The sequence below is a fragment of the Caballeronia sp. LZ034LL genome (assembly GCF_031451215.1).
Classification (GTDB): Bacteria; Pseudomonadota; Gammaproteobacteria; order Burkholderiales; family Burkholderiaceae; genus Caballeronia.
Window position 1 is genome coordinate 354,170 of sequence record NZ_JARUXR010000004.1, and the last position, 23,552, is coordinate 377,721.

The 23,552-nt window shown below is 64.5% G+C and carries 25 protein-coding genes; 14 read left to right on the top strand and 11 right to left on the bottom strand.

Annotated elements, in window-relative coordinates:
* Positions 1-158: 158 nt before the first annotated feature.
* Positions 159-362: a hypothetical protein gene (locus QCE83_RS28945; protein WP_309819333.1), complete on the top strand. Its 204-nt coding sequence runs from the start codon at positions 159-161 to the stop codon at positions 360-362.
* A 128-nt stretch (positions 363-490) separates the two neighbouring features.
* The gene (locus QCE83_RS28950) at positions 491-1,942 is read left to right on the top strand and encodes an aldehyde dehydrogenase family protein (protein WP_309819334.1); all 1,452 of its coding nucleotides are present in this window, start codon (positions 491-493) and stop codon (positions 1,940-1,942) included.
* 70 nt (positions 1,943-2,012) lie between these two features.
* Here QCE83_RS28950 and QCE83_RS28955 read toward each other — a convergent pair whose 3' ends face one another.
* Together QCE83_RS28955 and QCE83_RS28960 are read right to left on the bottom strand one after the other, a co-directional pair.
* Positions 2,013-2,351 carry a hypothetical protein gene (locus QCE83_RS28955; protein ID WP_309819335.1) on the bottom strand — a complete coding sequence of 113 codons (339 nt, stop codon included), beginning with the start codon at positions 2,349-2,351 and terminating at the stop codon, positions 2,013-2,015.
* A gap of 96 nt (positions 2,352-2,447) precedes the next feature.
* Entirely contained in the window at positions 2,448-3,395 is a 948-nt protein-coding gene (locus QCE83_RS28960) for a LysR family transcriptional regulator (protein ID WP_309819336.1), read from the bottom strand.
* Between the two features lie 137 nt (positions 3,396-3,532).
* Here QCE83_RS28960 and QCE83_RS28965 point away from each other — a divergent pair, with 137 nt between their 5' ends.
* From QCE83_RS28965 to QCE83_RS28990, 6 genes are all read left to right on the top strand, one after another.
* Positions 3,533-3,808 carry a hypothetical protein gene (locus tag QCE83_RS28965; protein WP_309819337.1) on the top strand — a complete coding sequence of 92 codons (276 nt, stop codon included), beginning with the start codon at positions 3,533-3,535 and terminating at the stop codon, positions 3,806-3,808.
* An 87-nt stretch (positions 3,809-3,895) separates the two neighbouring features.
* The gene (oxlT, locus tag QCE83_RS28970; protein ID WP_309819338.1) at positions 3,896-5,242 is read left to right on the top strand and encodes an oxalate/formate MFS antiporter; all 1,347 of its coding nucleotides are present in this window, start codon (positions 3,896-3,898) and stop codon (positions 5,240-5,242) included.
* Positions 5,243-5,258: 16 nt separating this feature from the next.
* Positions 5,259-6,215 carry a LysR family transcriptional regulator gene (locus QCE83_RS28975; RefSeq protein ID WP_309819339.1) on the top strand — a complete coding sequence of 319 codons (957 nt, stop codon included), beginning with the start codon at positions 5,259-5,261 and terminating at the stop codon, positions 6,213-6,215.
* Between the two features lie 155 nt (positions 6,216-6,370).
* The gene (locus tag QCE83_RS28980) at positions 6,371-7,384 is read left to right on the top strand and encodes a 2-dehydropantoate 2-reductase (protein WP_309819340.1); all 1,014 of its coding nucleotides are present in this window, start codon (positions 6,371-6,373) and stop codon (positions 7,382-7,384) included.
* Between the two features lie 113 nt (positions 7,385-7,497).
* Complete coding sequence (locus QCE83_RS28985) at positions 7,498-7,719, top strand: hypothetical protein (RefSeq protein WP_309819341.1); 222 nt, start codon at positions 7,498-7,500, stop codon at positions 7,717-7,719.
* The gene (locus QCE83_RS28990; protein WP_309819342.1) at positions 7,709-8,440 is read left to right on the top strand and encodes a GntR family transcriptional regulator; all 732 of its coding nucleotides are present in this window, start codon (positions 7,709-7,711) and stop codon (positions 8,438-8,440) included. Before QCE83_RS28985 ends, QCE83_RS28990 begins: the two co-directional genes overlap by 11 nt.
* Positions 8,441-8,519: 79 nt before the next feature.
* Here QCE83_RS28990 and QCE83_RS28995 read toward each other — a convergent pair whose 3' ends face one another.
* From QCE83_RS28995 to sucC, 3 genes are all read right to left on the bottom strand, one after another.
* On the bottom strand, positions 8,520-8,882 hold the full coding sequence (locus QCE83_RS28995) for a hypothetical protein (RefSeq protein WP_309819344.1): 363 nt from the start codon (positions 8,880-8,882) through the stop codon (positions 8,520-8,522).
* Positions 8,883-8,993: 111 nt separating this feature from the next.
* On the bottom strand, positions 8,994-9,866 hold the full coding sequence (gene sucD, locus QCE83_RS29000) for a succinate--CoA ligase subunit alpha (protein ID WP_309819346.1): 873 nt from the start codon (positions 9,864-9,866) through the stop codon (positions 8,994-8,996).
* A gap of 13 nt (positions 9,867-9,879) precedes the next feature.
* On the bottom strand, positions 9,880-11,079 hold the full coding sequence (gene sucC / locus QCE83_RS29005; protein ID WP_309819348.1) for an ADP-forming succinate--CoA ligase subunit beta: 1,200 nt from the start codon (positions 11,077-11,079) through the stop codon (positions 9,880-9,882).
* Positions 11,080-11,422: 343 nt separating this feature from the next.
* Here sucC and QCE83_RS29010 point away from each other — a divergent pair, with 343 nt between their 5' ends.
* From QCE83_RS29010 to QCE83_RS29030, 5 genes are all read left to right on the top strand, one after another.
* Positions 11,423-13,189, top strand: a complete 1,767-nt coding sequence (locus QCE83_RS29010; protein ID WP_309819350.1) for a thiamine pyrophosphate-binding protein — start codon at positions 11,423-11,425, stop codon at positions 13,187-13,189.
* A gap of 42 nt (positions 13,190-13,231) precedes the next feature.
* Complete coding sequence (frc, locus tag QCE83_RS29015; protein WP_309819352.1) at positions 13,232-14,500, top strand: formyl-CoA transferase; 1,269 nt, start codon at positions 13,232-13,234, stop codon at positions 14,498-14,500.
* 83 nt (positions 14,501-14,583) lie between these two features.
* A complete protein-coding gene (locus QCE83_RS29020) occupies positions 14,584-16,791 on the top strand; it encodes an acetate--CoA ligase family protein (protein WP_309819354.1) in 2,208 nt (735 codons plus the stop codon).
* Positions 16,792-16,863: 72 nt separating this feature from the next.
* A complete protein-coding gene (locus QCE83_RS29025; protein WP_309819356.1) occupies positions 16,864-17,652 on the top strand; it encodes a fumarylacetoacetate hydrolase family protein in 789 nt (262 codons plus the stop codon).
* A gap of 11 nt (positions 17,653-17,663) precedes the next feature.
* Positions 17,664-18,158: a hypothetical protein gene (locus tag QCE83_RS29030; RefSeq protein ID WP_309819357.1), complete on the top strand. Its 495-nt coding sequence runs from the start codon at positions 17,664-17,666 to the stop codon at positions 18,156-18,158.
* 74 nt (positions 18,159-18,232) lie between these two features.
* Here QCE83_RS29030 and QCE83_RS29035 read toward each other — a convergent pair whose 3' ends face one another.
* The 6 genes from QCE83_RS29035 to QCE83_RS29060 form a co-directional block, all read right to left on the bottom strand.
* Positions 18,233-18,487, bottom strand: a complete 255-nt coding sequence (locus QCE83_RS29035; protein ID WP_309819359.1) for a CsbD family protein — start codon at positions 18,485-18,487, stop codon at positions 18,233-18,235.
* Positions 18,488-18,582: 95 nt separating this feature from the next.
* A complete protein-coding gene (locus QCE83_RS29040; protein ID WP_309819361.1) occupies positions 18,583-18,939 on the bottom strand; it encodes a response regulator in 357 nt (118 codons plus the stop codon).
* Entirely contained in the window at positions 18,936-20,453 is a 1,518-nt protein-coding gene (locus QCE83_RS29045) for an ATPase domain-containing protein (protein ID WP_309819363.1), read from the bottom strand. Before QCE83_RS29045 ends, QCE83_RS29040 begins: the two co-directional genes overlap by 4 nt.
* Before the next feature lie 287 nt (positions 20,454-20,740).
* A complete protein-coding gene (locus QCE83_RS29050) occupies positions 20,741-21,262 on the bottom strand; it encodes a methylated-DNA--[protein]-cysteine S-methyltransferase (RefSeq protein ID WP_309819365.1) in 522 nt (173 codons plus the stop codon).
* A 39-nt stretch (positions 21,263-21,301) separates the two neighbouring features.
* Positions 21,302-21,562 carry a hypothetical protein gene (locus tag QCE83_RS29055; protein WP_309819367.1) on the bottom strand — a complete coding sequence of 87 codons (261 nt, stop codon included), beginning with the start codon at positions 21,560-21,562 and terminating at the stop codon, positions 21,302-21,304.
* Complete coding sequence (locus tag QCE83_RS29060) at positions 21,555-22,310, bottom strand: DNA/RNA non-specific endonuclease (RefSeq protein ID WP_309819369.1); 756 nt, start codon at positions 22,308-22,310, stop codon at positions 21,555-21,557. The genes QCE83_RS29055 and QCE83_RS29060 overlap by 8 nt, the downstream gene beginning before the upstream one ends.
* Before the next feature lie 167 nt (positions 22,311-22,477).
* Here QCE83_RS29060 and QCE83_RS29065 point away from each other — a divergent pair, with 167 nt between their 5' ends.
* Entirely contained in the window at positions 22,478-23,551 is a 1,074-nt protein-coding gene (locus tag QCE83_RS29065) for an alpha/beta hydrolase (RefSeq protein ID WP_309819371.1), read from the top strand.
* Position 23,552: the final 1 nt, after the last annotated feature.

Genomic DNA, 23,552 nt, shown 5'->3' on the forward strand with positions numbered 1-23,552 from the left:
TCCGGTCCGTTCGGTCACGTTCCCGAAACGGCCGGTCACGTTGCCGAAATCGCCGGTCACGATCCCGAAACGGCCGGTCACCTTCGTCCGAAATACGCACCGGGACGGAACAACCCCTTGGACAACAAGCGCTGGAAGCGCTCTACGCCGACAAGAACATGGTCAAGCGCCAGCTACAGGATGTCATCGACAATTTCGCGCCCAAGATGCCGTTCAATCCGGATAGTGTGAGCTTCGTCGTGCTGGGCCTGGCCTATCTCAGGAAAGATCCGGACAACCTGCGCAGTTTCTTCGCCAGCTACGAGAAGTTCATGAGCGGTGAACTGGACTCGCTTGCATGGGATTACCGCTCCCTCTACTGATGTCTTCGGCCCCGCCGTGCCGATGATCCATTCATCCCGCCCTATATGAACGATAAGAATGTCTTGGTTTCGTGAATGATTTTTCTGGCTCACCATGACGGAGTCTGGAAAAGCACATGGAGCGAGACATGGAAAGCAAGACGGACTTGAAGCGCTATGATTTGCTGATCAACGGTGAGTGGGTGCCGCCCGGCGGCGGCGACTATTCCACCAACCTCGATCCCGCCACCGAAAACCCCATTGCCCAGGTTGCGCAGGGCACCTCCGCCGATGTCGATCGCGCCGTACAGGCCGCTCGCGCCGCGTTGAAACCATGGAACGCGATCCGCGCAGCCGAGCGCGGCCGAATCCTGATGAAGTTCGCCGAACTGCTGCGCCAGAATCAGGATGAACTCGCCGCGCTCGAAAGTCTCGACGGCGGCAAGCCCATTGCGGCGGTGCAGCGTCAGGACGTTCCCGCCGCCATCGATACGCTCGCGTACTACGCCGGCTGGTGCGACAAGATCAACGGTCAGGTCGTGCCCGCGCGGCCCGACGCGCTGACGTACACCGTGCGCGAACCGGTCGGCGTGGTGGCGGCGATCGTGCCATGGAACTTCCCGCTGATGATCGGCATGTGGAAGATCGCGCCGGCGCTCGCCTGCGGCTGCACGCTGATCGTGAAGCCCGCCGAAATCACGCCGCTGTCCGCGCTGATGCTCGGCCGCCTCGCGCTCGAAGCCGGTGTTCCGGCTGGCGTGCTCAATATCGTGACCGGCAAGGGCTCGGTCGTCGGCGATTCGCTGGTCGCGCATCCGGGCGTCGACAAGGTGACGTTCACCGGATCGCCGTCGGTCGGACGCGGCATCCTGCAGGGCGCCGCGGGCAACTTCAAGCGCGTCACGCTCGAACTGGGCGGCAAGTCGGCCAATGTCATCTTCGCCGACGCCAACCTCGACGGCGCCGTGCGCGCGGCGGCATCAGGCATCTTCTTCAATGCGGGGCAGGTCTGTTCGGCGGGCTCGCGCATCCTGGCGCAGCGCGCCGTGTACGACGAGGTGGTCGAGCGGCTCGCGCAACGCGCCCGCACCATCAAGCTCGGCGATCCCACGCAGCGCGAGACCAACATGGGTCCCGTCATCTCTGCCAAGCAGATGAAGACGATTCTGGAATACGTCGACATCGGCAAGGGCGAGGGCGCATCGCTCGTGACCGGCGGAAGACGCGTCGGCGAGCGCGGCTATTTCATCGAGCCGACGGTGTTCGCCAACGTCGAGCACGAGATGCGGATCTCGCAGGAAGAGATCTTCGGGCCGGTGGCCAGCGTGATCCCGTTCGACGACGAAGCCGACGCGCTGCGCATCGCCAACGGCACCGCGTACAGTCTGGCGGCAGGCGTGTGGAGCGCGGATATCGGCCGGGTGCACCGGATGGCGGCCGGATTGAAGGCGGGCACCGTCTGGGTCAATACCTACGGCTACACCGACGTGCGGCTGCCGTGGGGCGGCAGCGGCGATTCCGGCTTCGGCCGCGAGCACGGCGATGTCGCGATCGAAAACTTCACGGAGCCGAAGGCTGTGTGGGTGGCGCTGGCGCCCTGAAGAGCCGAACGCAAACGGGCGGCCCGGAGTGTCCGGGCCGCCCGTCTCTCTATAGCAGAAGAAAAGCAGCTCAAAACTGCATCGCTTCCCGATCGCGCGCTCGCCAGAGCCGCGCGCGCTGCGTGCTGTCCTCATACTGGACGGTGTTCTGCCGGCACGCTTCGACCATCGAATTCTTTCGCTCCACGATAGCCTGGCAAAGGAACTCGGCGCTGTACGCCTTCAGGAGATGCGGACAATGCATCTCGATGTACTGCGCGATCCTGCCGTAGTCGCTGTCCGCGGAGGCCAGCGAGCGGTACGTCTGCGCGTCCCAGCGGAACATCAGGTCGAGTTCTTCGAAAGCCGTGTTAAATGCGCAGACCTGCGCCTGAACTTCGCGGTCATCGCCGTGAATTGCCTGGATCATGATCGTCTCCTGTTGGCCGGGGGGCTTCATCGCAGGATAGAAAAATCGATCCATACACGACAGTTAAACTTTCTTCGAGTATGTATTGATAAAGCTTTATGTATTCGGCTTGCCCGTCGTGGCGACGATCTGTGTGATCGCCTCGATCTGCGCGGCGCCTTCCTGGATCAGAAAGTCCTTGAACGCAAGCGCCACCGGCGGCAGGCGCTTGTTGTTGCGATGCACGACGAACCAGTTGAGCATCACCGGAAAGTCCTCGATATCGAGCACGGCCAGCTTGCCCATCTGCAACTCCATGCTGATGGTATGAGCAGACAGAAAGCTCAGCCCCATGCCGGCGATCACCGCCTGCTTGATGGTCTCGGTGCTGGTGATCTCCATCGCCACGTTGAGGTTCGTCAGGCGTCCGGCGAAGCCTTCCTCCATCGAATTCCAGGTATCGGAGCCGCGCTCGCGGACGATGAACGGCTCGTCGGCCAGCGCCTCCAGCGGAAGATCGCGGCGCCCGACGAGCGGATGATCCGGCGGCGCGACGATCACATACGGATGCGGTGCGAACGACACGTTCACGGTATCCATGTCGCGCGGCGGACGCACCATGACGGCCAGGTCAGTGAGATTGTCGGACAACTGGTGCAGCAGTTCCTCGCGATTATGAACGGCGAGATTGAGCCGCACGTCGGTATTGCGCAGCGTGAAGGCGGCGAGCAGTCGCGGAAAGAAGTAATCGCCGGCACTGATGACCGCGACATTCAGCGTGCCTCCGGAAATACCCTTGAGGCGGGCCATGGCGTCGTCGGCTTCGCGGAATTGTTCGAGGATGGCGCGGCTGTGATGGAGCATTTCGTTGCCGGCCGGCGTCAGGTAAATCTTCTTGCCCAACTGCTCGAACAGCGGCAGTCCCGCGTGTTCTTCGAGCTGCTTCACCTGCGTGGAAACCGCTGGCTGCGTGAGGTACAGCTCTTCGGCAGCGCGGGAAAAACTCAGTCGCCTTGCGACGGTTGCGAAGATCTTCAATTGACGCAGGGTGGCGTTGCGGAGCACGGCAATCCCTCATCCATTAACGATACTGAATTTATACAATAATTTTTTCTAACTTTCCTTAATCGTTTTTCTCCTCCACGATGCTTTCACGTCCCCATCAGTTGTAAGGCGGACAGTCCCACCAGGCGCGAGCGGCCATGCTGGCCCCAGGCATCGACCGAACCGCGCGCGACATATCAGAAGCGCCCCGCATCAATCAGCACACGCATCAATCAGCACGCGAAGCCTGCAAGGGCTGGTTCGAATCATCCGGACTCAACTGGGAATCGCTCGACATGATTCTTCGATCGCCTGACGCGGATGTTTGCCCGATGTGCGAATCGATCGCCCGCTTCAGCGCGCGCGCCATGCGCCGCACGCCCGCAGACCGGCGGCCTCCCGCCCACGCCGTCTGGACCGAACCCTTCTCCTGACCGACCGCCCGCCGCCGACGCGTCGCGCCGGCTTCTCGCAGCACATCAAGCGCCGTACGAGCGCTGAGAAACACAACGGAGACAGACATGGCAAGCGCAGACACGGTTGTGTCCGGGCAGTCGCACGGGCGTCATCACAACAGATGGTTCCAGCTGGTGATCGGCATCATCTGCATGGGACTCGTCGCCAACCTGCAGTACGCATGGACGCTGTTCGTCGTGCCAATGGACGCCAAGCACCATTGGGGTCAGGCGGCGATCCAGACCGCCTTCACCATCTTCATCGTCACCGAAACCTGGCTCGTGCCCGTGGAAGGCTGGCTCGTCGACAAGTTCGGGCCGCGGCCGGTGGTCATCGGCGGCTCGATTTGCGCGGCGCTCGGCTGGATCATCGACGCCCACGCGACCAGCCTCGTGCATCTCTACATCGCGGCGGTCGTGGCGGGCGTGGGCGCGGGGTGCGTGTACGGCACCTGCGTGGGCACGGCGCTCAAGTGGTTCCCGGACAAGCGCGGCCTCGCGGCGGGACTGACGGCAGCCGGCTTCGGCGCGGGTGCGGCGGTCACGGTGATTCCGATCTCGAACATGATCCAGCGCTCGGGCTACGAGCACGCGTTCATGTTCTTCGGCATCCTGCAGGGCGTCTGCATCTTCGTGCTCGCGCTGATGCTGGTACGGCCGAAGCCACCGGCGGGCATCGTTCCGGCGAAGCGCATCGTGGCGACGAAGATCGACTACACCACCGGCCAGATGGTGCGTGCGCCGATCTTCTGGGTGCTGTACCTGATGTTCGTGTTCGTCGCGGCGGGCGGCGTGATCGCGACTGCGCAGTTCGGGCCGATCGCGAAGGAATACGGCTTCGCGAAAATGCCGGTGAACCTGTTCGGCATCACCTTGCCGCTGCTCGCGATGACCTTGTCGATCGACAATCTGTGCAACGGCTTCACGCGTCCGCTGTGCGGCTTCATCTCCGACAAGATCGGCCGTGAAAACACGATGTTCATCATCTTCCTGGGCGAGGGCATCGCGCTGCTCGGGCTCATGGAGTTCGGCCACAACCCGTATCTCTTCATGCTGTTCGCGGCGCTGACGTTCCTGTGCTGGGGCGAGATCTTCTCGATCTTCCCGGCAACCTGCGCCGATACCTTCGGCAGCAAGTACGCCGCCGCCAATGCCGGCACGCTGTACACCGCGAAAGGCACGGCGTCGATGCTGGTGCCGCTGGCGTCGGTGCTCGCGTCGATCGGGTCGTGGAACGCGGTGTTCACTGCGGCGGCGGTGACCTCGATCGCGGCGGGGCTGTGCGCGAAGTTCGTGCTCGCGCCGATGAGAAAGCGCTGGATCGACAACACCGTCGCGCAGGCGTCGAGTGAATCGTCTGTGAATGCGTCGTTCCAGGCCGGCTGGGACGGGTCGCACAAGACGGTGCAATAAGCGGGGCGGCGCAGGCATGAGCGATCCGGACGATTCAACCGATCACGTCGCGCCGGCGCTCAGTGTCTCGCTGCATCAACTGAGGTTGTTCGTGACGCTGGCGCGGCATCGCAGTTTCACGCGCGCGGGCGATGCATCCGGTGTCACGCAATCGGCGGTCAGCCGGGGCATCCGCGAGCTCGAAGAAGAAATCGCGCTGCGTCTCTTCGATCGCACCACGCGTCATGTCACGCTCACCGATACGGGCCGCAAGCTGCTCGCGCGGGTCGCGCCGCTCGTCGAGGAACTGGAAGCGACGCTGCGGCCGCACGGCAAATCCGGCGCCGAGCCGGGCGTGGTGAATCTCGCGTGCGGCGGCGGCCTGGCGGCAGGCGTGCTGCCCGCGCTGCTCGCTTCGTGCCGTGCGCGTCTGCCGGATGTCACCGTGGTCGTGCTGGACCGGCCGCAGAACGCCGTGCTGCAGCTGGTGCGCTCAGGCGAAGCCGATATGGGCCTCGTCATCGCGCCCGACACGCTGGATGAACTCTCCGCCGAACCGCTTTATCCCGACGCGTTGGCGGCAGTGGTCCCGGTATCGCATCGATGGGCCGGGGCTGCGGCGCTCGACTGGCGCCAGCTGCGCGGCACACCCTTGCTGCTGCTCGACGACGACACCGGCAGTCTCGCTGCCATCGAGGCCGCGCTGGCGCTGCACGGCGTGAGCGGCGCGGTGCGGCAGCGCTTCACCCAGGCGTCCGCGATCGCGCACATGACCCAGGCCGGCCTGGGCGTCGGCATCCTGCCGATGCACACGCGCACGTCCTGCGATCCCGCCGTGCTCCATCTCCTTCCTTTCATCCCCGCCACCGAGCGCGCGCTGATGCTGGTGCGCCGTCGCGGCCACGCGCTGCGCGCCAGCGCGGCGAGCGTGTGGTCACACGTCATCGCATCGTCGTCGCATACTGTCGGCAGCAGCCAGATCGCCGAAGTCTGACCAGCGTTTTCCATCTTCCTTACAACTCGCGGCGCCAACGGCGCATGCGGGTTTTGGCGTGCCCGTCCGCACCGATTACGCCTTGTTCCTGCTCCATACGGAATGTAGTATCTTGTATATCAGAAGACATCAAGCTACAACTCAGGAGACGAACCATGAAGATGTGCGTGTACGGAGCCGGTGCAATCGGCGGCTATATGGGCGCACAACTGGCGCGTGCGGGAGCCGATGTCAGTTTCGTCGCGCGTGGGCCGCACCTCGCGGCCATGCAGGCGCACGGCGTCAAACTGCGCATCGACGGCGAGGAGCACACCGTCAAGGTGCGCTGCACGAACAATCCCGCTGAACTCGGCCCGCAGGACTTCGTCATCATCGCGCTCAAGGCGCACTCGATTCCCGGCGTCGTCGACCTGATCCCCCCGCTGCTCGGTCCGGACACGGCGATCGTCACCGCGGTCAACGGCCTGCCTTACTGGTATTTCTACAAGCACGGCAACGAACTCGAAGGCACGAAGCTGCAAAGCGTCGATCCAGGCGGACGGCAATGGGACGTGTTCGGGCCGGAACGTGCGATCGGCTGCGTGCTGTTGCCGGCGGCGGAGATCGCCGAGCCGGGCGTCATCGAGCATCACTATGGCAAGAAGTTTCCGATCGGCGAACCGAGCGGGGAGATCACGCCGCGTCTGCAGGCGCTGCACGATCTGATGGCGAAGGCGGACATGGAAGCGCCGATGCGCGACAACATCCGCGACGAAATCTGGCTCAAGCTGTGGGGCAATCTCTGCTTCAACCCGATCAGCGCGCTCACCGGCGCGACGCTCGACGTCCTCACCAGCGATCCCGGCACCCGCGCGCTCTCGAAGGCGATGATGCTCGAGGCGAAGGCCATCGGCGACAGAATCGGCGTGAATTTCAGGGTGGACGTGGAACGGCGCATCAACGGCGCGGGCGCGGTCGGCGCGCACAAGACCTCGATGCTGATGGACTGCGAGGCCAGACGGCCGATGGAAATCGATCCGCTGATGACCGTCGTGCAGGAAATCGGCCGACTGGTGCACGTCGAAACGCCGATGCTCGATGCCGTTCTCGCATTGATCAAGCTGCGCGAGGGCGTAAACCAGGGCACCGCGAAGCCCGCGTCGTCTCCGCAGCCGCAAAAAGCGGCCTAAACTGCATCCATGGCCTCAGCTTTGTTTCTGATATACAAGATGCAAAATATGTTGCGTCCTGTTGCGACGCAGCATATACTCAGGGCTCTTGAGTGATTCGACTGGAGCCTGAAATGAGCATCGCCCTGTTGGTTGTCGTTGGTTTCGCGCTGGTTGCCGTGGGTATGGGTGTTACGTTTATGATTGCATCGGCGGTGCCGCAGAGCATGCTGCAGCGCGCGCAGAATCACGGTCGCTTTGCCGGTCTCGCGGCGGACGACCAGAACGGCGGTTCGGGCAAGCGTATCGACGCTGGCCGTCCGCACTTGGGAAATCAAGCCATCAATGCCATCTGATACTCAATCCGTAGAACGGCCGGAAGCCCGCACCTCGGGACTTACGCTCTCGCTGCAGCCGATCAACGCCACGGTGTCGCTGCGCGACCAGGCGTATGCCAAGCTGCGGCAGGCCATCGCCGAGGCGGACATCTACCGTTCGCGGGAAGAGATCCGTCTCGACGAGAAAGAGCTGACCGAAGCGCTGGGCGTGTCCCGCACGCCCATTCGCGAGGCCATGACGCTGCTGGAGCAGGAAGGTTTTCTGCGCACCGTGCCGCGCCGCGGGGTGTATATCCTGCGCAAGACGAAGCGCGAAATCGTCGAAATGATCCACATGTGGGCGGCGCTGGAAAGCATGGCGGCGCGGCTCGCCACGCAGCGCGCGTCGGACGAGGAAATCGCCCAGTTGCGCCACATGTTCGACAACTTCCGCGATTCCACGCCGGCCGAGCATATCGACGAATATTCGGAAGCGAATATCGCGTTTCACTCGGCGATCGTGCGGCTGTCGAAGTCGGAGATCATCTTCGACACCATCAAGAACATCTTCGTGCACGTGCGCGCCATTCGCAAAATGACGATTGCGCAGAGCGACCGCGCATCGCGTTCGATCGTCGATCACATGCGGATCATCGAGGCGCTGGAGAAGCGCGATACCGAACTCGTCGAGCGGCTCGTGAAGCAGCATTCGCTCGATCTGGCTGCGTTCGTCGAGGCCAATTGCGACTTCCTGGATTGAGAGTCGGACTGCATGGTTCAGTTGTGACGGAAGGCCGCCTGGCGTTTGTCAGGCGGCCTTTGTTTGATGCGCCCCGCCATCAAGGCTTCGGACAACCGGAACTCATCGATTGCGCTTCGAGATCGCCGCGCTTGTCGCGAACGGACTGTGTGACGAAGCGTTGATCGTCGAGTTTGGTGACGTTCACCTCGACCCGTCTGTCGGGCGTTGCCGTCGCGGCGGCAATCGACGACGCCAGTTCCTTGCAACGGGTGCTCATGCCAGCGCGCGACGCCGCGGCGGCATCGGGCGCACGCGTGATGTTGGCGTTGCTGTTGCTGTCGAAGCGCGCGGATGAAGCGCTATCGGTGAAGGAAGGACTGAGGGAAACCGCTGGCGCCTCCCGGCTGATTGCCGAAAGGGCCAGCGCGGCGGCGATTGCAACAGGGAAGAAGAGGGTCATGTCGAAGCCGGGATCGTCGGACGAAATCCGTACGTTACGACTTCCGCTTATCCCGACTGACACAATCTGTGACGGCGGGGTTTGGTAGACCCCGCCGCGCGTCCGGAACGACTAACGCATCGCGCGGAGCATGGTTTCGCCGAGCGCCGCGGGCGAATCCGCCACGCGTATTCCCGCCGATTTCATCGCGTCCATCTTCGCCCCGGCGGTGCCCGAGCCGCCCGAGATGATCGCGCCTGCATGGCCCATGCGGCGTCCGGGCGGCGCGGTCGTCCCGGCGATGAAGCCGACCACCGGTTTCTTCGTGCGCGCGTCCTTGAGAAACTGCGCCGCTTCTTCCTCCGCCGATCCGCCGATTTCCCCGATCATGATGATGCCCTCGGTGGCGTCGTCCTCCAGAAAGAGCGACAGGCAGTCGATGAAGTTCGTCCCGTTCACCGGATCGCCGCCGATGCCGATGCACGTCGTCTGCCCGAGCCCGGCGGCGGTGGTCTGCGCAACGGCTTCATAAGTGAGCGTGCCCGACCTCGACACCACGCCGATCTTCCCCGGCTGATGGATATGGCCCGGCATGATGCCGATCTTGCATTGCCCCGGCGTGATGACGCCCGGACAGTTCGGCCCGACGAGCCGGCTGTCCGAGCCGCTCAGCGCGCGCTTGACGCGCAGCATGTCGAGCACCGGAATGCCTTCCGTGATGCAGACGATGAACGGCACGTGCGCATCGATGGCTTCGAGGATGGCATCGGCGGCGAAGGGCGGCGGCACGTAGATCACGGAGGCATCGGCGCCGGTGCGGGCGACGGCTTCCGCGACGGTGTCGAACACGGGCAGATCCAGATGCGTCGTGCCGCCCTTGCCCGGCGTCACGCCGCCGACCATGCGCGTGCCGTAAGCCAGCGCCTGTTCGGAATGGAAGGTGCCCTGCGCGCCGGTGAAGCCCTGGCAAATCACTTTGGTGTTCCTGTCGATCAGAACGCTCATGTCGGTGTGCTCCTCAGTGACGTGCGCCGGCGACGGCGCTGACGATCTTGTCGGCGGCATCGGCGAGGTTGTCGGCGGGAATGATGGTGAGTCCGGACGTGCGCAGGATCTCGCGGCCCGCATCGACGTTCGTGCCGGCCAGGCGCACGACGAGCGGCACGTGCAGGTCGATGTCGCGCGCGGCCGCGACCACGCCTTGCGCGATCACGTCGCAGCGCATGATGCCGCCGAAAATGTTGACCAGGATGCCGCGCACCTTGGGATCGCGCAGGATCAGCTTGAATGCCGTCGCGACGCGCTCCTGCGTCGCGCCGCCGCCGACATCGAGGAAATTGGCCGGCTCGCCGCCATAGAGCTTGATGATGTCCATCGTGGCCATCGCGAGTCCGGCGCCGTTCACCATGCAGCCGATATTGCCGTCGAGCTTCACGTAGTTCAGCCCGTGTTTCGCCGCTTCGATTTCAGCAGGATCTTCCTCGTCCTCGTCGCGCAGCTTTTCGATGTCCGGATGACGATAAAGCGCGTTGTCGTCGAAGTTGAGCTTGGCATCGAGCGCGATCACGTCGCCCGAACCGGTGACGACCAGCGGATTCACCTCGACGATCGACGCATCCAGATCGACGAACGCGCGGTACAACGCCGCGATGAATGTCGATGCCGCGCCCACCTGCTTGCCCGCGAGCCCCAGCCCGAAGGCGATCTGTCGCGTGTGGAACGGCTGCAGGCCGGTGGCCGGATCGATCGCGACCTTGAGGATCTTGTCCGGCGTGCGTTCCGCGACTTCCTCGATCTCCATGCCGCCTTCGGTCGACGCCATGATCGTGATGCGCGACGTCGCGCGATCCACGAGCATGCCGAGATAGAGCTCCCGGGCGATGTCGCAGCCTTCCTCGACATAGAGACGCTTCACTTGGCGGCCGGCGGGGCCGGTCTGCTTGGTCACGAGCACCGACGACAGCATCTTCCGCGCGTTCTCGCGCACGTCTTCCACCGACTTCACGACGCGCACGCCGCCCTTGCCCTCGGGATCGTTCGAGAAGCGGCCCGCGCCGCGTCCGCCCGCGTGAATCTGCGACTTGACGACCCAGACCGGGCCGCCCAGGGCGCTGGCGGCATCGGCGGCTTCCTGCGCGGTGAAGGCGACGCGACCCTCCGGCACCGCGACGCCGTACTGGCGCAGCAGTGCCTTCGCCTGATATTCGTGAATGTTCATTTCGTCTCCGGAATCCTCTAATGGGAATGGCGCGGACATGGAGCACTGTGCTTCCCGATACGCGCTGAAATACGATATATCACATATCAATCTGTGGCAATCGAGTTCGCCGACGCATTTCGAAGTCACCAAAAGGGACACAGGTTTGCCGCATTGCGACAAGCGCGAGACGGAGAGCCATAAAGGACGGCCTCATCAACCCTTAACGCACCGCATCACAGGGTTTTCGCCGAGCGGGATACAGTTGACTAATACTGTGTGTGGAATATTGTATATCACAGCAACGGCGACCCGATCGAGGTCGACGGAACCGCACACCACTCTCATCGAGGAGGAGACAACAATGTCCGAAGTCGTCAGCAGCCGCCCCGAAACCGCTCCCGCCACCACCACCGCCGATGACACCCTTAAGGCGAAGACGCGCGGCGCCGGCGTGATTTCGGGCGGCCATCTGGTCGCCCGCGCGCTGAAGAACGAAGGTGTCGATACGATCTTCACGCTGTGCGGCGGCCACATCATCGACATCTACGATGGTTGCGTCGACGAAGGCATCCGCATCATCGACGTGCGTCACGAGCAGGTGGCGGCGCACGCGGCCGACGGCTATGCGCGCCAGACCGGCAAGCTCGGCTGCGTCGTGACGACGGCCGGTCCCGGCTGCACGAACGCCGTCACCGGCGTGGCCACGGCGTTCCGCTCCGAAAGCCCGATCATCCACATCGGCGGGCAGGGCGCGCTGACGCAGCACAAGATGGGTTCGCTGCAGGACTTGCCGCACGTCGACATGATGGCGCCCATCACCAAGTTCGCCGCGACCGTGCCGAGCACCGAACGCGTCGCCGACATGATCTCGATGGCCGCGCGCGAAGCCTTCAACGGCGCGCCCGGCCCGGCGTATCTCGAGATTCCGCGCGACGTGCTCGACCGCGAAATCGACCAGACCAAAGCCGTGATTCCGCAGCCCGGCCGCTATCGGGCGTCGACGAAATCCGTCGGCGATCCGGCATCGATCGAGCAACTCGCCGACTTGCTGGTGAACTCGGAGCGGCCCGCCATCCTTTACGGCCAGCAAGTGTGGACCGCGCGCGGTCATGAGGAAGCCATCGCGTTGCTGCGCGGCCTCGATATTCCCGGCTACTTCAACGGCGCGAGCCGCGGTCTGCTGCCGCCGGGCGACCCGCATCACTTCGACCGCACGCGCTCGCAGGCTTTCGCGAAGGCGGATCTGATCGTGATCGTCGGCACGCCGTTCGATTTCCGCATGGGCTACGGCAAGCGCATCAGCAAGGACCTCAAGCTGGTGCAGATCGACATGGACTACCGCACGGTCGGCAAGAATCGCGACATCGATCTCGGTCTGGTCGGCGATCCGGGCGCGATTCTCGGTGCCGCGCTGCAAGCCGCGAGCGGCCGCCTGAAGAACGACAAGCGCCAGGCGCGCCAGGCCTGGATGCGCGAACTCTCGGCGCTGGAAGAAGCCGCGACGGCCAAGCTGATGCCGCTGTTCACGTCGGACGCGAGCCCGATCCATCCGTACCGCGTCGCGCACGAAATCAACCAGTTTCTCTCCGACGACACCATCTACATCGGCGACGGCGGCGATGTCGTGACGATTTCCGCGCAGGCCGTGCGTCCGCGCCGTCCGGGCCAGTGGATGGATCCGGGCGCGCTGGGATCGCTGGGCGTCGGCACGGGCTTCGCGATCGCGGCGGGCTTGGCCAATCCGGAGAAAGAAGTACTCTGTTATTACGGCGACGGCGCGTTCTCCATGACGTCCTTCGACATGGAAACCGCGAACCGTTTCGGCGTGCCGTACATCGCGGTGATCGGCAACAACTCCGCGATGAACCAGATCCGCTACGGCCAGCTCGCGAAGTACGGCGACGAGCGCGGCAACGTGGGCAATTTGCTTTCGGACGTGCCGTATGGCCGCTTCGCGGAGATGCTCGGCGGCTACGGCGAGGAAGTGCGGGAAGCCTCGAAGATTGCCGGCGCGCTGCAGCGGGCGCGCGAAGCGGTCGCGAAGACGGGCAAGAGCGCGGTCATCAACATCTGGGTTGATCCGACCGTCTACGCGCCCGGCACGATGGCGCAGACGATGTACAAATAAACGTCGAACCTACAAACATCGATTGAGTTTCGGAGACAAGCCATGACGGTGAAAGTGAACACATCGGGCAAGGCGCTCGACGGCGTGAAGATTCTCGACTTCACGCACGTCCAGTCGGGACCGACCTGCACGCAGCTGCTCGCGTGGTTCGGCGCGGACGTCATCAAGGTGGAGCGGGCGGGCGCCGGCGACATCACGCGCGAGCAGTTGCGCGACATCCCCGACGCCGACAGCCTCTACTTCACGATGCTGAACCACAACAAGCGTTCGATCACCATCGACACGAAGAATCCCGAAGGCAAGAAGGTGCTGGAGACGCTCGTCAAGCAATGCGACGTGCTGGTCGAGAATTTCGCGCCGGGCGCGCTCGACCGCATGGGCTTCACGTGGGAGCGTATCCAGGAACTGAATCCGCGCATGATCGTGGCGTCGGTGAAAGGCTTTGGGCCGGGACCGTATGAAGACTGCAAGGTCTACGAGAACGTCGCGCAATGCGCGGGCGGCGCGGCCTCCACCACCGGTTTCGACGACGGCCCGCCCACCGTCACCGGCGCGCAGATCGGCGATTCGGGCACGGGGCTGCATCTGGCGCTCGGCATCGTCACGGCGCTGTATCAGCGCAATACGAGCGGGCGCGGCCAGCGTGTGCTCGCCGCGATGCAGGACGGCGTGCTGAACCTCTGCCGCGTGAAGCTACGCGATCAGCAACGGCTCGAACGCACGGGCGTCATGAAGGAATATCCGCAGTATCCGAATGGCAGCTTCGGCGAGGCGGTGCCGCGCGCGGGCAATGCATCGGGCGGCGGTCAGCCGGGCTGGATCCTGAAATGCAAGGGCTGGGAAACGGATCCGAACGCGTACATCTACTTCATCACGCAGGCGCCGGTGTGGGGCGAGATCTGCAAGGTGATCGGCCGTGAGGAATGGATCGATCATCCGGACTACAAGACGCCCAATGCACGCTTGCCGCACCTCAAGGACATCTTCGACGAGATCGAGCGCTGGACCATGTCGAAGACCAAGTTCCAGGCCATGGAGATTCTCAACAAGCACGACATTCCCTGCGGCCCGATTCTCTCGATGAAGGAGATCGCTGAAGAGCCGTCGCTGCGCAAGACCGGCACCGTGGTGGAAGTGGATCATCCGGTGCGCGGCAAGTACCTCACGGTCGGCAACCCGATCAAGCTCTCCGACAGCCCGACCGAAGTCGTGCGCTCGCCGCTGCTCGGCGAACACACCGACGAAGTCATGGCCGAACTCGGCTACACGCCTGACCAGATTGCCACGCTGAAGAGCCTCGGCGCGATCTGAACCCACTGTCATTCACTGACGTCCGCCTTCGAAAGAAGGCGGCGCAGGCCCCTGCACGCCCAAAAGAAATGGAGACACTCGACATGAACAGCACGGTGGTCCACGAACACAGCGCAGCAGCTCGTTCTTCCTCGCAGACGCCCTACGTCGCGCCGCTCCATGCCCCCGATGCGAAACGCCGCGTCGCCGAAGTGCTCGAGCGCGTGAAGGCCGAAGGCCGCACGTCGCTCACGGCGCCCGAAGGCAAGCTCGTCTGCGATGCCTACGGCATCGCCGTGCCGCAGGAAAGCGTGGCAAAGTCCGCCGACGATGCAGCGAAGCTCGCTTCGTTCATCGGCTTTCCGGTGGTGCTCAAGATCGTCTCGCCGGAGATTCTCCACAAGACCGAGGCGGGCGGCGTGCTGGTCGGCGTGAAAAACGAGGCCGAAGCGAAAGCCGGCTTCGACACCATCATCTCGAACGCACGCAAGTACGCGCCCGACGCGACGCTCATCGGCGTGCAGGTCCAGCAGATGGTCGGTGCGGGACAGGAAGTGATCATCGGCGCGGTGACGGATCCGTCCTTCGGCAAGCTGATCGCGTTCGGGCTCGGCGGCGTGCTGGTCGAAGTGCTGAAGGACATCACGTTCCGCCTCGCGCCGGTCACGCATGAAGAAGCTGCGTCGATGCTCGACGGCATCCAGGCCGCCGATGTCCTGCGCGGCGTGCGCGGCGCGGAGCCGGTGCAGCGCGAGGCGCTCGTCACCTTGATCCAGCGCGTGTCGCAGCTCGTCGACGACTTCCCGCAGATCTCGGAAATGGACCTGAATCCCGTGTTCGCGAGCCCGGGCGGCGCGGTCGCGGCGGACGTGCGCATCGTGATGGACTTCGAGCCCGCCACGCCGCGTTATCGCCCCACGCAGGAACAGATCGTCACGCAGATGAACCGCATCATGAAGCCGGATGCGGTTGCGGTGATCGGCGCGTCGAACGAGGACGGCAAGATCGGCAACTCGGTGATGAAGAACCTGATCAACGGCGGCTATCAGGGCGCCATCTACCCGATCCATCCGAAAGCCGACGAGATCATGGGCCGCAAGGCGTACCGCAGCGTGAAGGACGTGCCGGGCGTGATCGATGTCGCCGTGTTCGCGATTCCGGCGAAGTTCGTCGCGCAGGCGCTGGTGGAAGTGGGCGAGAAGCAGATTCCGGGCGCCGTGCTGATTCCGTCGGGTTTCGCGGAGACCGGCAATCACGAGGGACAGGAAGAGATCGTCAGGATTGCGCGCCAGTACGACATCCGCATGATGGGCCCGAACATCTACGGCTTCTACTACACGCCCAAGAACCTCTGCGCGACCTTCTGCACGCCCTATGACGTGAAGGGCAAGGCGGCGCTGTCGTCGCAGTCGGGCGGCATCGGCATGGCGATCATCGGCTTCTCGCGCTCGGCGAAGATGGGCGTTTCGGCGATCGTCGGGCTCGGCAACAAGAGCGACATCGACGAAGACGATCTGCTCACCTTCTTCGAACAGGACGACAACACCGAGATCATCGCGCAGCATTGCGAGGATCTGAAAGACGGACGGTCCTTCGCCGAAGCCGCGCGGCGCGTGTCGAAGAAGAAGCCGGTGGTGGTGCTGAAGGCCGGCCGCACGAGCCTCGGCGCGCGCGCGGCAAGTTCGCACACCGGCGCGCTCGCGGGCAACGACAAGATCTACGAAGACGTGTTCGCGCAATGCGGCGTGATTCGCGCGCGCTCGCTGCGCGACCTGCTCGAATTCGCGCGCGGCATTCCGAAGCTGCCGACGCCCAAGGGCGAGAACACCGTCATCATCACCGGCGCGGGCGGCTCGGGCGTGCTGCTGTCGGATGCGTGCGTCGACAACGGTCTCTCGCTGATGACCATGCCCGACGATCTCGACGCAGCCTTCCGCAAGTTCATTCCGCCGTTCGGCGCGGCGGGCAATCCGGTCGACATCACCGGCGGCGAACCGCCTTCGACCTACCAGAACACGATCCGCCTCGGCCTGGAAGACGACCGCATCCATTCGATCATCCTCGGCTACTGGCACACCATCATCACGCCGCCGATGGTCTTCGCGAAGCTGGTCATCGAGGTGAAGGAGGAGATGAAGGCGCGCGGGATCGAGAAGCCTATTGTCGCGTCGCTCGCGGGCGACGTGCAGGTCGAGGAAGCTGCCGAGTACCTGTACGAGCACGGCGTGCCGGCCTATGCGTATTCCACCGAGCTGCCCGTCGCGGTGCTCGGCGCGAAGTACAAGTGGGCGCGCGGCGCGGGTCTGATCTGAGGAGCATGGAGGAGGGGACGAGAGAGCGCGGGCCACGCATGCCCGCGCTCCTTTTTCCAAAGGGAGACAGCGATGACACACTGGATTCGTTTCCGCGACGCCGACGACCGCATCGGCTTCGGCACGCTCGACCCGCATTCGGGCCGCGTGGTGCAGCATGACGGCGCGATGTTCGACGCGCCGCGCCCGACCGAGATCACCTGGGCCGTCGATGATCTCGCGCTGCTCGCGCCCTGTCAGCCGAGCAAGGTCATCGCGCTGTGGAACAACTACTACGCGCTGTCGCGCAAGCTCGACAAGGCTCCGCCGCAGCATCCGCTGTTTCTCATCAAGCCGCCGATGTCGGTCATCGGCCCGCACGAGTCGATCCGGCGGCCGCGCAGCTATCACGGCAAGATCGCGTATGAAGGCGAGCTGGGCATCGTGATCGGCAGGACGGTGAGCGGGGCGTCGGTGGAGGAGGCCGAGGCGGCGATCTTCGGCTATACCTGCGTGAACGACGTGACGGCCATCGAGCTGTTGCAGGAAGATCCCAACTTCGCGCAATGGTGCCGCTCGAAAGGCTTCGACACGTTCACCTGTCTCGGTCCCGCGATCGTCACGCCGGGCAACGGCTTCGACTGGCGCACGGCAAACGTGGTGACGACGCTCGAAGGCGTCGAACGGCAGAACTATCCGCTCGACGACATGATCTTTTCGCCCGCCGAGCAGGTGAGCCTGTTGTCGCAGGACATGACGCTCGTGCCCGGCGATGTCATCGCGTGCGGCACGTCGATCGGCGTCGGCTCGATCAAGGACGGGGCGCGCGTGGATGTGTCGATTGCGGGTATCGGCACGTTGTCGAACGTGCTGGCGGCCTGAGGGAGCGCAGGATGTCGGATCTTCCGGGCGCAGCGTTGCTCGTGCTGGCGGTGATCGGCTGGCGGCGGCCGCAGGTGTCGCTGCAAAGCGTGCTGGTCACGCTGGCTTTCGTCGCCGCGCAATGGCCTGATGGCGTGTGGGCGATATGCGTCGGCGGCCTGGCGTTAGCGGCATGCTTTCGCGTGCAGGACTGGACACGATGGCGCACGCCGCTGCACCTCGCGATGGCCGGCGCCTGCGCGGCGCTCGCTTATGCGCTCGGCGCGCAGCCGGGCGGGCTCGCGGCGCTGACGGCCGTCGCGATGCTCATGCTGATCGGCGCGCATCTGGCGCTCGCGTTCGGCGTACCCGTGGCGAGCCTGTTGAGCGCGCTGGCGGCGGCGGGGCTTGCCACGGCATTGACTATCGACGGGACGCACGGTGTGCTCGCGATCGCCTGCGCCGTGCTCGGCATCGGTTGCGCGCGGGCTGTGTCATTTGCAGGCTTCGCGCGCGAGGCGCCGTAAAAAACGAAGCCGGTGCAACGAGGCACCGGCTTGCGGGTCCATCTCTTCGGCGCGGGGCGAGCGCGCCGGATGCATCAGCGATCGCGATTCCACAACGCGCCGAGCACGAAGCCCACGGCGGCGGCAATCAGCACGCCCTGAATGGGCTGGCTGGCGACGGCCACGCGCACGTGGTCCACCGTCTGCCCATAGCTTTCCTGAAGATTGCCGAAGGCCTGACGCACCTTGCCTTCGGCCTGCAACTGTTCATCGCCCGTCAGCGCGCCGACCGCGTCCTGCACCTTGCCGGCGACCTTTTGCGCCGCGCCTTCTACCTGATCCTGCACCATGGTGCCTCCATTTCGGTTGAGCGGTTCCTAGAAAACCCTCGTGCATTCCGCCACGAGGGAACGCATGTCAGCAGCACGGTTCGTGCCCAGCATTGTCACGCCGGACCGATGAGCCCCCGGACCGTGTCGATCAGGTCATCGATGGAAAACGGCTTGCGGCGGAACTGCGCGTGCGGATGGCTGATCTCGGGCGCGTGGGCTGCGGCGCTCATCAGGATGACGGGCACGTGCGCCAAGCCGTCGCTGGCGGCGAGGGCGTCGATGAGTTCGACGCCGTTCATGTGCGGCATCATCCAGTCGGTGATGACGAGCGCGGGCGGGCTGGAGCGCGCGGCGTCGAGCGCCGTGCGTCCGTTCGACGCGGTCGACACCTCGTAGCCCTCCATCTCGAGTACGAGCCGCCACGTGGTGAGGATGTCGAATTCGTCGTCGACGACGAGGATCTTTTTCATGACCGCGCGCCGGGATCGGACACGGAGAGCGCGGGCCCGGCCGACGGATGACCGGACAGCAGACCTGTCGGGCCGATGAAGCCGTCGCTGATGTGCAGGCCGCGTGCGTCGATGGTGAGCCTGCGAATGGCGGAATCGTGCGCGCCTTCGCGCTGCTTGACGATCGACACCATGCGGTACAGCGACGAATTCGCCTCGATGTAGCGCAGCAGCACGATGTTCTCGGTCATCGCGGAGGCGCGCAGCGTGGCCGGCTGCCGCGATTCGCCGTAGAGCGGCATTTCCTCGGTCAGGACCGTCGTAACGCCGGCTTCGCGCAGGCGGTGCGACAGCGCGTTCAGGAACAGCCCGAAGCGTTCCACGCGGTTGGCGGACTGATGAAAGCCGTCGATGCCGTCCACCACGAGGCGCGACGCCTTCGCATTCTTCACGGCGCCCAGCAATTCGTTGGCGAGTTCGTCGATGGCCAGTTCCACGGCCGGATGCCAGTGGATCGTGAGCCGGCCGTCCTGCAACGCGGGCTCGAGATCGACGCCGACCGAGCGCGCCTTGGCGATCAGCCGCGACGGCGATTCATAGAAGCCGAAGTAGACGCAGCGCTCACCCCGCTCGATGCCCGATTGCAGGAACTTGAGCGACATCAGCGTCTTGCCGACGCCCGAAGGACCGACGAGCGTCGTGGTCGACCCGCGCACCACGCCGCCGCCGAGCATCTGGTCGAAGTCGGGGAAGGCAAAGCTGAGCCGGCTCGTGAAGTCCGGGATGTCGCCGTCTTCGGCGGCGGTCGCCTCGATGCGCGGGAACGTCACGAGCCCCTGGTCCGTGATCTTAAAAAAGTGCTTGCCGAGCAGATGATCGCGGGCGCGCAGCTTGTGCACCTCGATCTCGCGCGCGCGCCGCATGCCGGTGTTGTAGCGGTTCAGTTCGATGAGACCGTCCACCAGCGTGTGTTCGGGGTGCGGCTCGTTGCCGGAGAGCGGCGCGAGAATCAGCGTGGTGCAGCGCGCGGCGCTGACGAAGGCGGACAACTCGTGGATGAACTGCGACAGTTCCAGTTCCGTCGAGCTGAACTCGCGGGCGCTGCGGAAACCGTCGATCACCATGAAGCGCGGCCGGCTCGTCTTGATCGTCGCGGCGATCAGCGAGAGAAAGCCGGACAGGCCGTCGCGCATCAGTTCGTGATAGCCGGAGACGAACAGCATGCGGTCGGAGATGGCATCGGCGTCGTAGAACGACATGGCCTTCAGATGCGACAGCAGCTTGGTATGCGACTCCGCGATCAGCGTGATGTACAGCACCATGTCGCCCTGTGCGACGCGGTGAAAGCCGATCTGCGACGACAAGATGGTCTTGCCTGCGCCCGCCATGCCTTCGATCAGATACAGGCCGCCTTCGACAAGCCCGCCGCCGAGAATATCGTCCAGCCCCGTGACGCCGGTCGTGACGTTGCCGTTGCGGTCGGGATCGGGCGCGGGTGCGGAGGAGTCGGCGGGCTGGTGGTCGTCTTGAGTCATGGAATGTCGTTTTTACTTGAGCATCGGCGTTGGGCGAACGCGATTATCGCTGACTCTAGTCGGGAAATGTCCGCTGGCTAGGACACGCGCGTTGCTCGCTTCTGCACGCCGATCCTGCTGTAGCGCGGACTTGCGGGCGTCGCGAGCAATTTGCATATCGTGCTGATGCAGCAAGTACGCGAATCTGTCCCAGACAGTGGTGGTCGGATACCGCATTTTTCGCGCCCAGTGTCCGAAGTGCATGGCTCGATGCAGGGCACGGGTTTCGGACATTTTTGCGGCTGCGGTCAGAACAGGCCGAGCTGCTCGCGCCCGGGTCCGCCTTCGAGCGTCAGCAGATGGCGCTTGCGTTCGACGCCGCCGGCATAGCCGGTCAATTCGCCGTCGCCGCCGATCACACGATGGCACGGCACGATGATCGCGACGGGATTGCGGCCGTTCGCGCCGCCGACCGCGCGCGCGGCGCCGGGCGGCAGGCCGAGCCGGCGGGCGAGATCGCCGTAGGTCCAGGCGTCGCCGAACGGAATCTGCTGAAGCAGTTCCCAGACGCGGCGCTGGAACTCGGTGCCGCCGAGCCGTATCGGCACGTCGAAGCTTGCGCGCTGGCCCGCGAAATAGTCGGCGATCTGTTCGCGGGCGGCCGCGATGGCCCGCGAGACCGGCGGGGCGTCGGACAGCGTCTGCTCATGCTCGTGAACATGGGCGGGAAAGTGCTTTTGCCCGATGAAGAACAGCCCCGTCAGTGCGTCGTGCTCGGCGCGGTAAAGGATGTGCCCGAGCGGACTCGGGCCGACATGGCATTCGATCATGTGGGTTCTCCGCGCCGCATGCTCCCGGCGCCTGGCGGCTCAGATGAACGGATTGTCGGCCTTGCCGGCGGGCTTGTCCGGCTCGTCCGGAAGTTTCGCGGGCAAGGATGCGTCGCCTTGCAGCGTCTCGACGATGGCGCCCAGCGCCTTGTAGAGCGCGAGCGCGTTGGCGAGGCCGGTCTTGTCGCGCGCGATCGTCAGGTCGCCGCTGAGGGTCACGCGGGTCGTGCCGTTGACGATGTTGATGGCATCGCCGGCGATGTTCAGGGCGTCGGTATCGTTCGCAAATGGCTTAAACACCTTTCAGTCCTCCGATTCGCTTGTCCTTGAGGCCGGCCGGGCGGCCGGGCCCCGCGAGGCCGCTCATGGCTTCGAGCTCGCGGACGGTTTTCATCGTGTAGGTCTCGGTGGAGGCATTGTCCACCAGGACCGCGAAGGCAATCTGCCGCTGCGGCAGATAGACCACTTTATAGAGTTGCGTCGGCACGAAGACGCGCGATTCGCCGATCGTCTGCAACTGGCGTCCCGAGAACAGCGGCCCGGTGACCACGAAGGCTTCGCCGGATTGCTCCGTCAGGCGGCGCACGGCTTCCTCGATGCGCGCCCAGATGCGCCGGTTGTTCGACGGGTCCTGCGGCACGATGTTGGCGAGCGAGAAGGACTCGGCCATGCCTTTCTTGCTGGCGCGGTCGCCGGCCGGGCTCATGTGGCCGCGATCGAAGCCGCTTTTCTTGTAGTCGGAGAGTTGCGCGCTTGCGCCGGGCGGCAGGCGTTTCTCGACGAAGAAGCGGTTGGTGCGCGTGTTGTTCTTCGCCTGGTCGATGCCTTGCGCCGTCAGGTGCTCCGCCGACCACAGCGGTCCGTGCGTGACACCGGAATGGAGCAGCGCGAAATCGGTGTAGCAAACTTCCTGGGTCGCCGCGCGCATCTTCGCGTTGACGACGACGGGCTCGCGGCCGCCGGGACTGAACTGCGGGCAATCGCTCGCGGCGGCGCTGATGCACACGAGGCCGAGCGCGGCGGCGAGTGCCTTGAAGCGGAATTGCATGCGGGTAGTGTGCCGGGTTGATGCACCGGGGACGGGTGCGGAAAGCGGGCCGCAAAGTATAAGCGCAGGACGCGCTGCGCGGGGGGCATCCGGCGTGCGCAGGAGTGGCGCGCTAGAATGCGTCGGCCTTGAAATTTGAAATCAACCCGTCAGGTCATCCAGCGAACATGAATTCGTCCGTCTTCCGCTCCGTGTTGGTGTCGTTCATGGCGTGTGTCGCGCTATCGTGCGTCGTTCCTGTTTACGCCCATGCCGATGAAGCGTCGGTCGCGCCGTCCGGCAGCAACGACGGCCCGGCCTACGGTCCGGAACTGCAAGGCTTCGATTACCCGTATCCGGTGGCGCGCTTTGCGTTCACGTCGCAACGGCAGGTGGTGCTCACGGCTTATATGGATGTGCATCCGCCGCATCCGAACGGTCGCACCGCGGTGCTCCTGCATGGCAAGAACTTCTGTTCGGCGACGTGGAAGCAGACTATCGACGTGTTGTCGGGAGCGGGTTATCGCGTGATCGCGCCGGATCAGATCGGCTTCTGCAAGTCCACCAAGCCCGAGCGTTACCAGTACAGCTTCCAGCAGCTTGCGCGTAACACGCATGCGTTGCTGACCGCGCTCGGCGTGCCGCGTGCGACGCTCATCGCGCATTCGACCGGCGGCATGCTCGCGGTGCGCTATGCGCTCATGTATCCGCAGGAGACGGAGCAGCTCGTGCTGGTCAATCCGATCGGGCTCGAGGACTGGAAGGCGAAGGGTGTACCGTCGGTGTCCATCGACGACTGGTATGCGCGCGAGCTCAAGACGAGCGCGGACGGCATTCGTCGCTACGAGCAGAACACGTATTACGCGGGGCAATGGCGCGATGCCTACGAGCCGTGGGTGCAGATGCTCGCGGGGATGTATCGCGGGCCGGGGAAGGAGATCGTCGCGTGGAATTCGGCGCTGCTGTACGACATGATTTATACGCAGCCGGTGGTGTATGAGTTCGACAAGCTGAAGACGCCGACGCTGCTGATGATCGGCGACAAGGACACGACGGCGATTGGCAAGGAGTTCGCGCCTGCCGATGTACGGCCGACGCTGGGGCGGTATCCGGAACTGGCGAAGCTCGCGAAGGAGCGGATTCCGAATGCCACGCTGGTCGAGTTTCCGGATGCCGGGCACGCGCCGCAGATGCAGGATCCGGAGGGATTTCATCGGGCGTTGCTGGAGGGACTCGGCGCGCTCAAATCGACGGCGCCCTGAC

Bases quoted from the DNA above. Each gene is read 5' to 3' on its own strand.
- QCE83_RS28945 (WP_309819333.1), top strand. From the start codon at position 159: ATGGTCAAGCGCCAGCTACAGGATGTCATCGACAATTTCGCGCCCAAG.
- QCE83_RS28950 (WP_309819334.1), top strand. From the start codon at position 491: ATGGAAAGCAAGACGGACTTGAAGCGCTATGATTTGCTGATCAACGGT.
- QCE83_RS28955 (WP_309819335.1), bottom strand. From the start codon at position 2,351: ATGATCCAGGCAATTCACGGCGATGACCGCGAAGTTCAGGCGCAGGTC.
- QCE83_RS28965 (WP_309819337.1), top strand. From the start codon at position 3,533: ATGCTGGCCCCAGGCATCGACCGAACCGCGCGCGACATATCAGAAGCG.
- oxlT (WP_309819338.1), top strand. From the start codon at position 3,896: ATGGCAAGCGCAGACACGGTTGTGTCCGGGCAGTCGCACGGGCGTCAT.
- QCE83_RS28975 (WP_309819339.1), top strand. From the start codon at position 5,259: ATGAGCGATCCGGACGATTCAACCGATCACGTCGCGCCGGCGCTCAGT.
- QCE83_RS28980 (WP_309819340.1), top strand. From the start codon at position 6,371: ATGAAGATGTGCGTGTACGGAGCCGGTGCAATCGGCGGCTATATGGGC.
- QCE83_RS28985 (WP_309819341.1), top strand. From the start codon at position 7,498: ATGAGCATCGCCCTGTTGGTTGTCGTTGGTTTCGCGCTGGTTGCCGTG.
- QCE83_RS28990 (WP_309819342.1), top strand. From the start codon at position 7,709: ATGCCATCTGATACTCAATCCGTAGAACGGCCGGAAGCCCGCACCTCG.
- QCE83_RS28995 (WP_309819344.1), bottom strand. From the start codon at position 8,882: ATGACCCTCTTCTTCCCTGTTGCAATCGCCGCCGCGCTGGCCCTTTCG.
- sucD (WP_309819346.1), bottom strand. From the start codon at position 9,866: ATGAGCGTTCTGATCGACAGGAACACCAAAGTGATTTGCCAGGGCTTC.
- sucC (WP_309819348.1), bottom strand. From the start codon at position 11,079: ATGAACATTCACGAATATCAGGCGAAGGCACTGCTGCGCCAGTACGGC.
- QCE83_RS29010 (WP_309819350.1), top strand. From the start codon at position 11,423: ATGTCCGAAGTCGTCAGCAGCCGCCCCGAAACCGCTCCCGCCACCACC.
- frc (WP_309819352.1), top strand. From the start codon at position 13,232: ATGACGGTGAAAGTGAACACATCGGGCAAGGCGCTCGACGGCGTGAAG.
- QCE83_RS29020 (WP_309819354.1), top strand. From the start codon at position 14,584: ATGAACAGCACGGTGGTCCACGAACACAGCGCAGCAGCTCGTTCTTCC.
- QCE83_RS29025 (WP_309819356.1), top strand. From the start codon at position 16,864: ATGACACACTGGATTCGTTTCCGCGACGCCGACGACCGCATCGGCTTC.
- QCE83_RS29030 (WP_309819357.1), top strand. From the start codon at position 17,664: ATGTCGGATCTTCCGGGCGCAGCGTTGCTCGTGCTGGCGGTGATCGGC.
- QCE83_RS29035 (WP_309819359.1), bottom strand. From the start codon at position 18,487: ATGGTGCAGGATCAGGTAGAAGGCGCGGCGCAAAAGGTCGCCGGCAAG.
- QCE83_RS29040 (WP_309819361.1), bottom strand. From the start codon at position 18,939: ATGAAAAAGATCCTCGTCGTCGACGACGAATTCGACATCCTCACCACG.
- QCE83_RS29045 (WP_309819363.1), bottom strand. From the start codon at position 20,453: ATGACTCAAGACGACCACCAGCCCGCCGACTCCTCCGCACCCGCGCCC.
- QCE83_RS29050 (WP_309819365.1), bottom strand. From the start codon at position 21,262: ATGATCGAATGCCATGTCGGCCCGAGTCCGCTCGGGCACATCCTTTAC.
- QCE83_RS29060 (WP_309819369.1), bottom strand. From the start codon at position 22,310: ATGCAATTCCGCTTCAAGGCACTCGCCGCCGCGCTCGGCCTCGTGTGC.
- QCE83_RS29065 (WP_309819371.1), top strand. From the start codon at position 22,478: ATGAATTCGTCCGTCTTCCGCTCCGTGTTGGTGTCGTTCATGGCGTGT.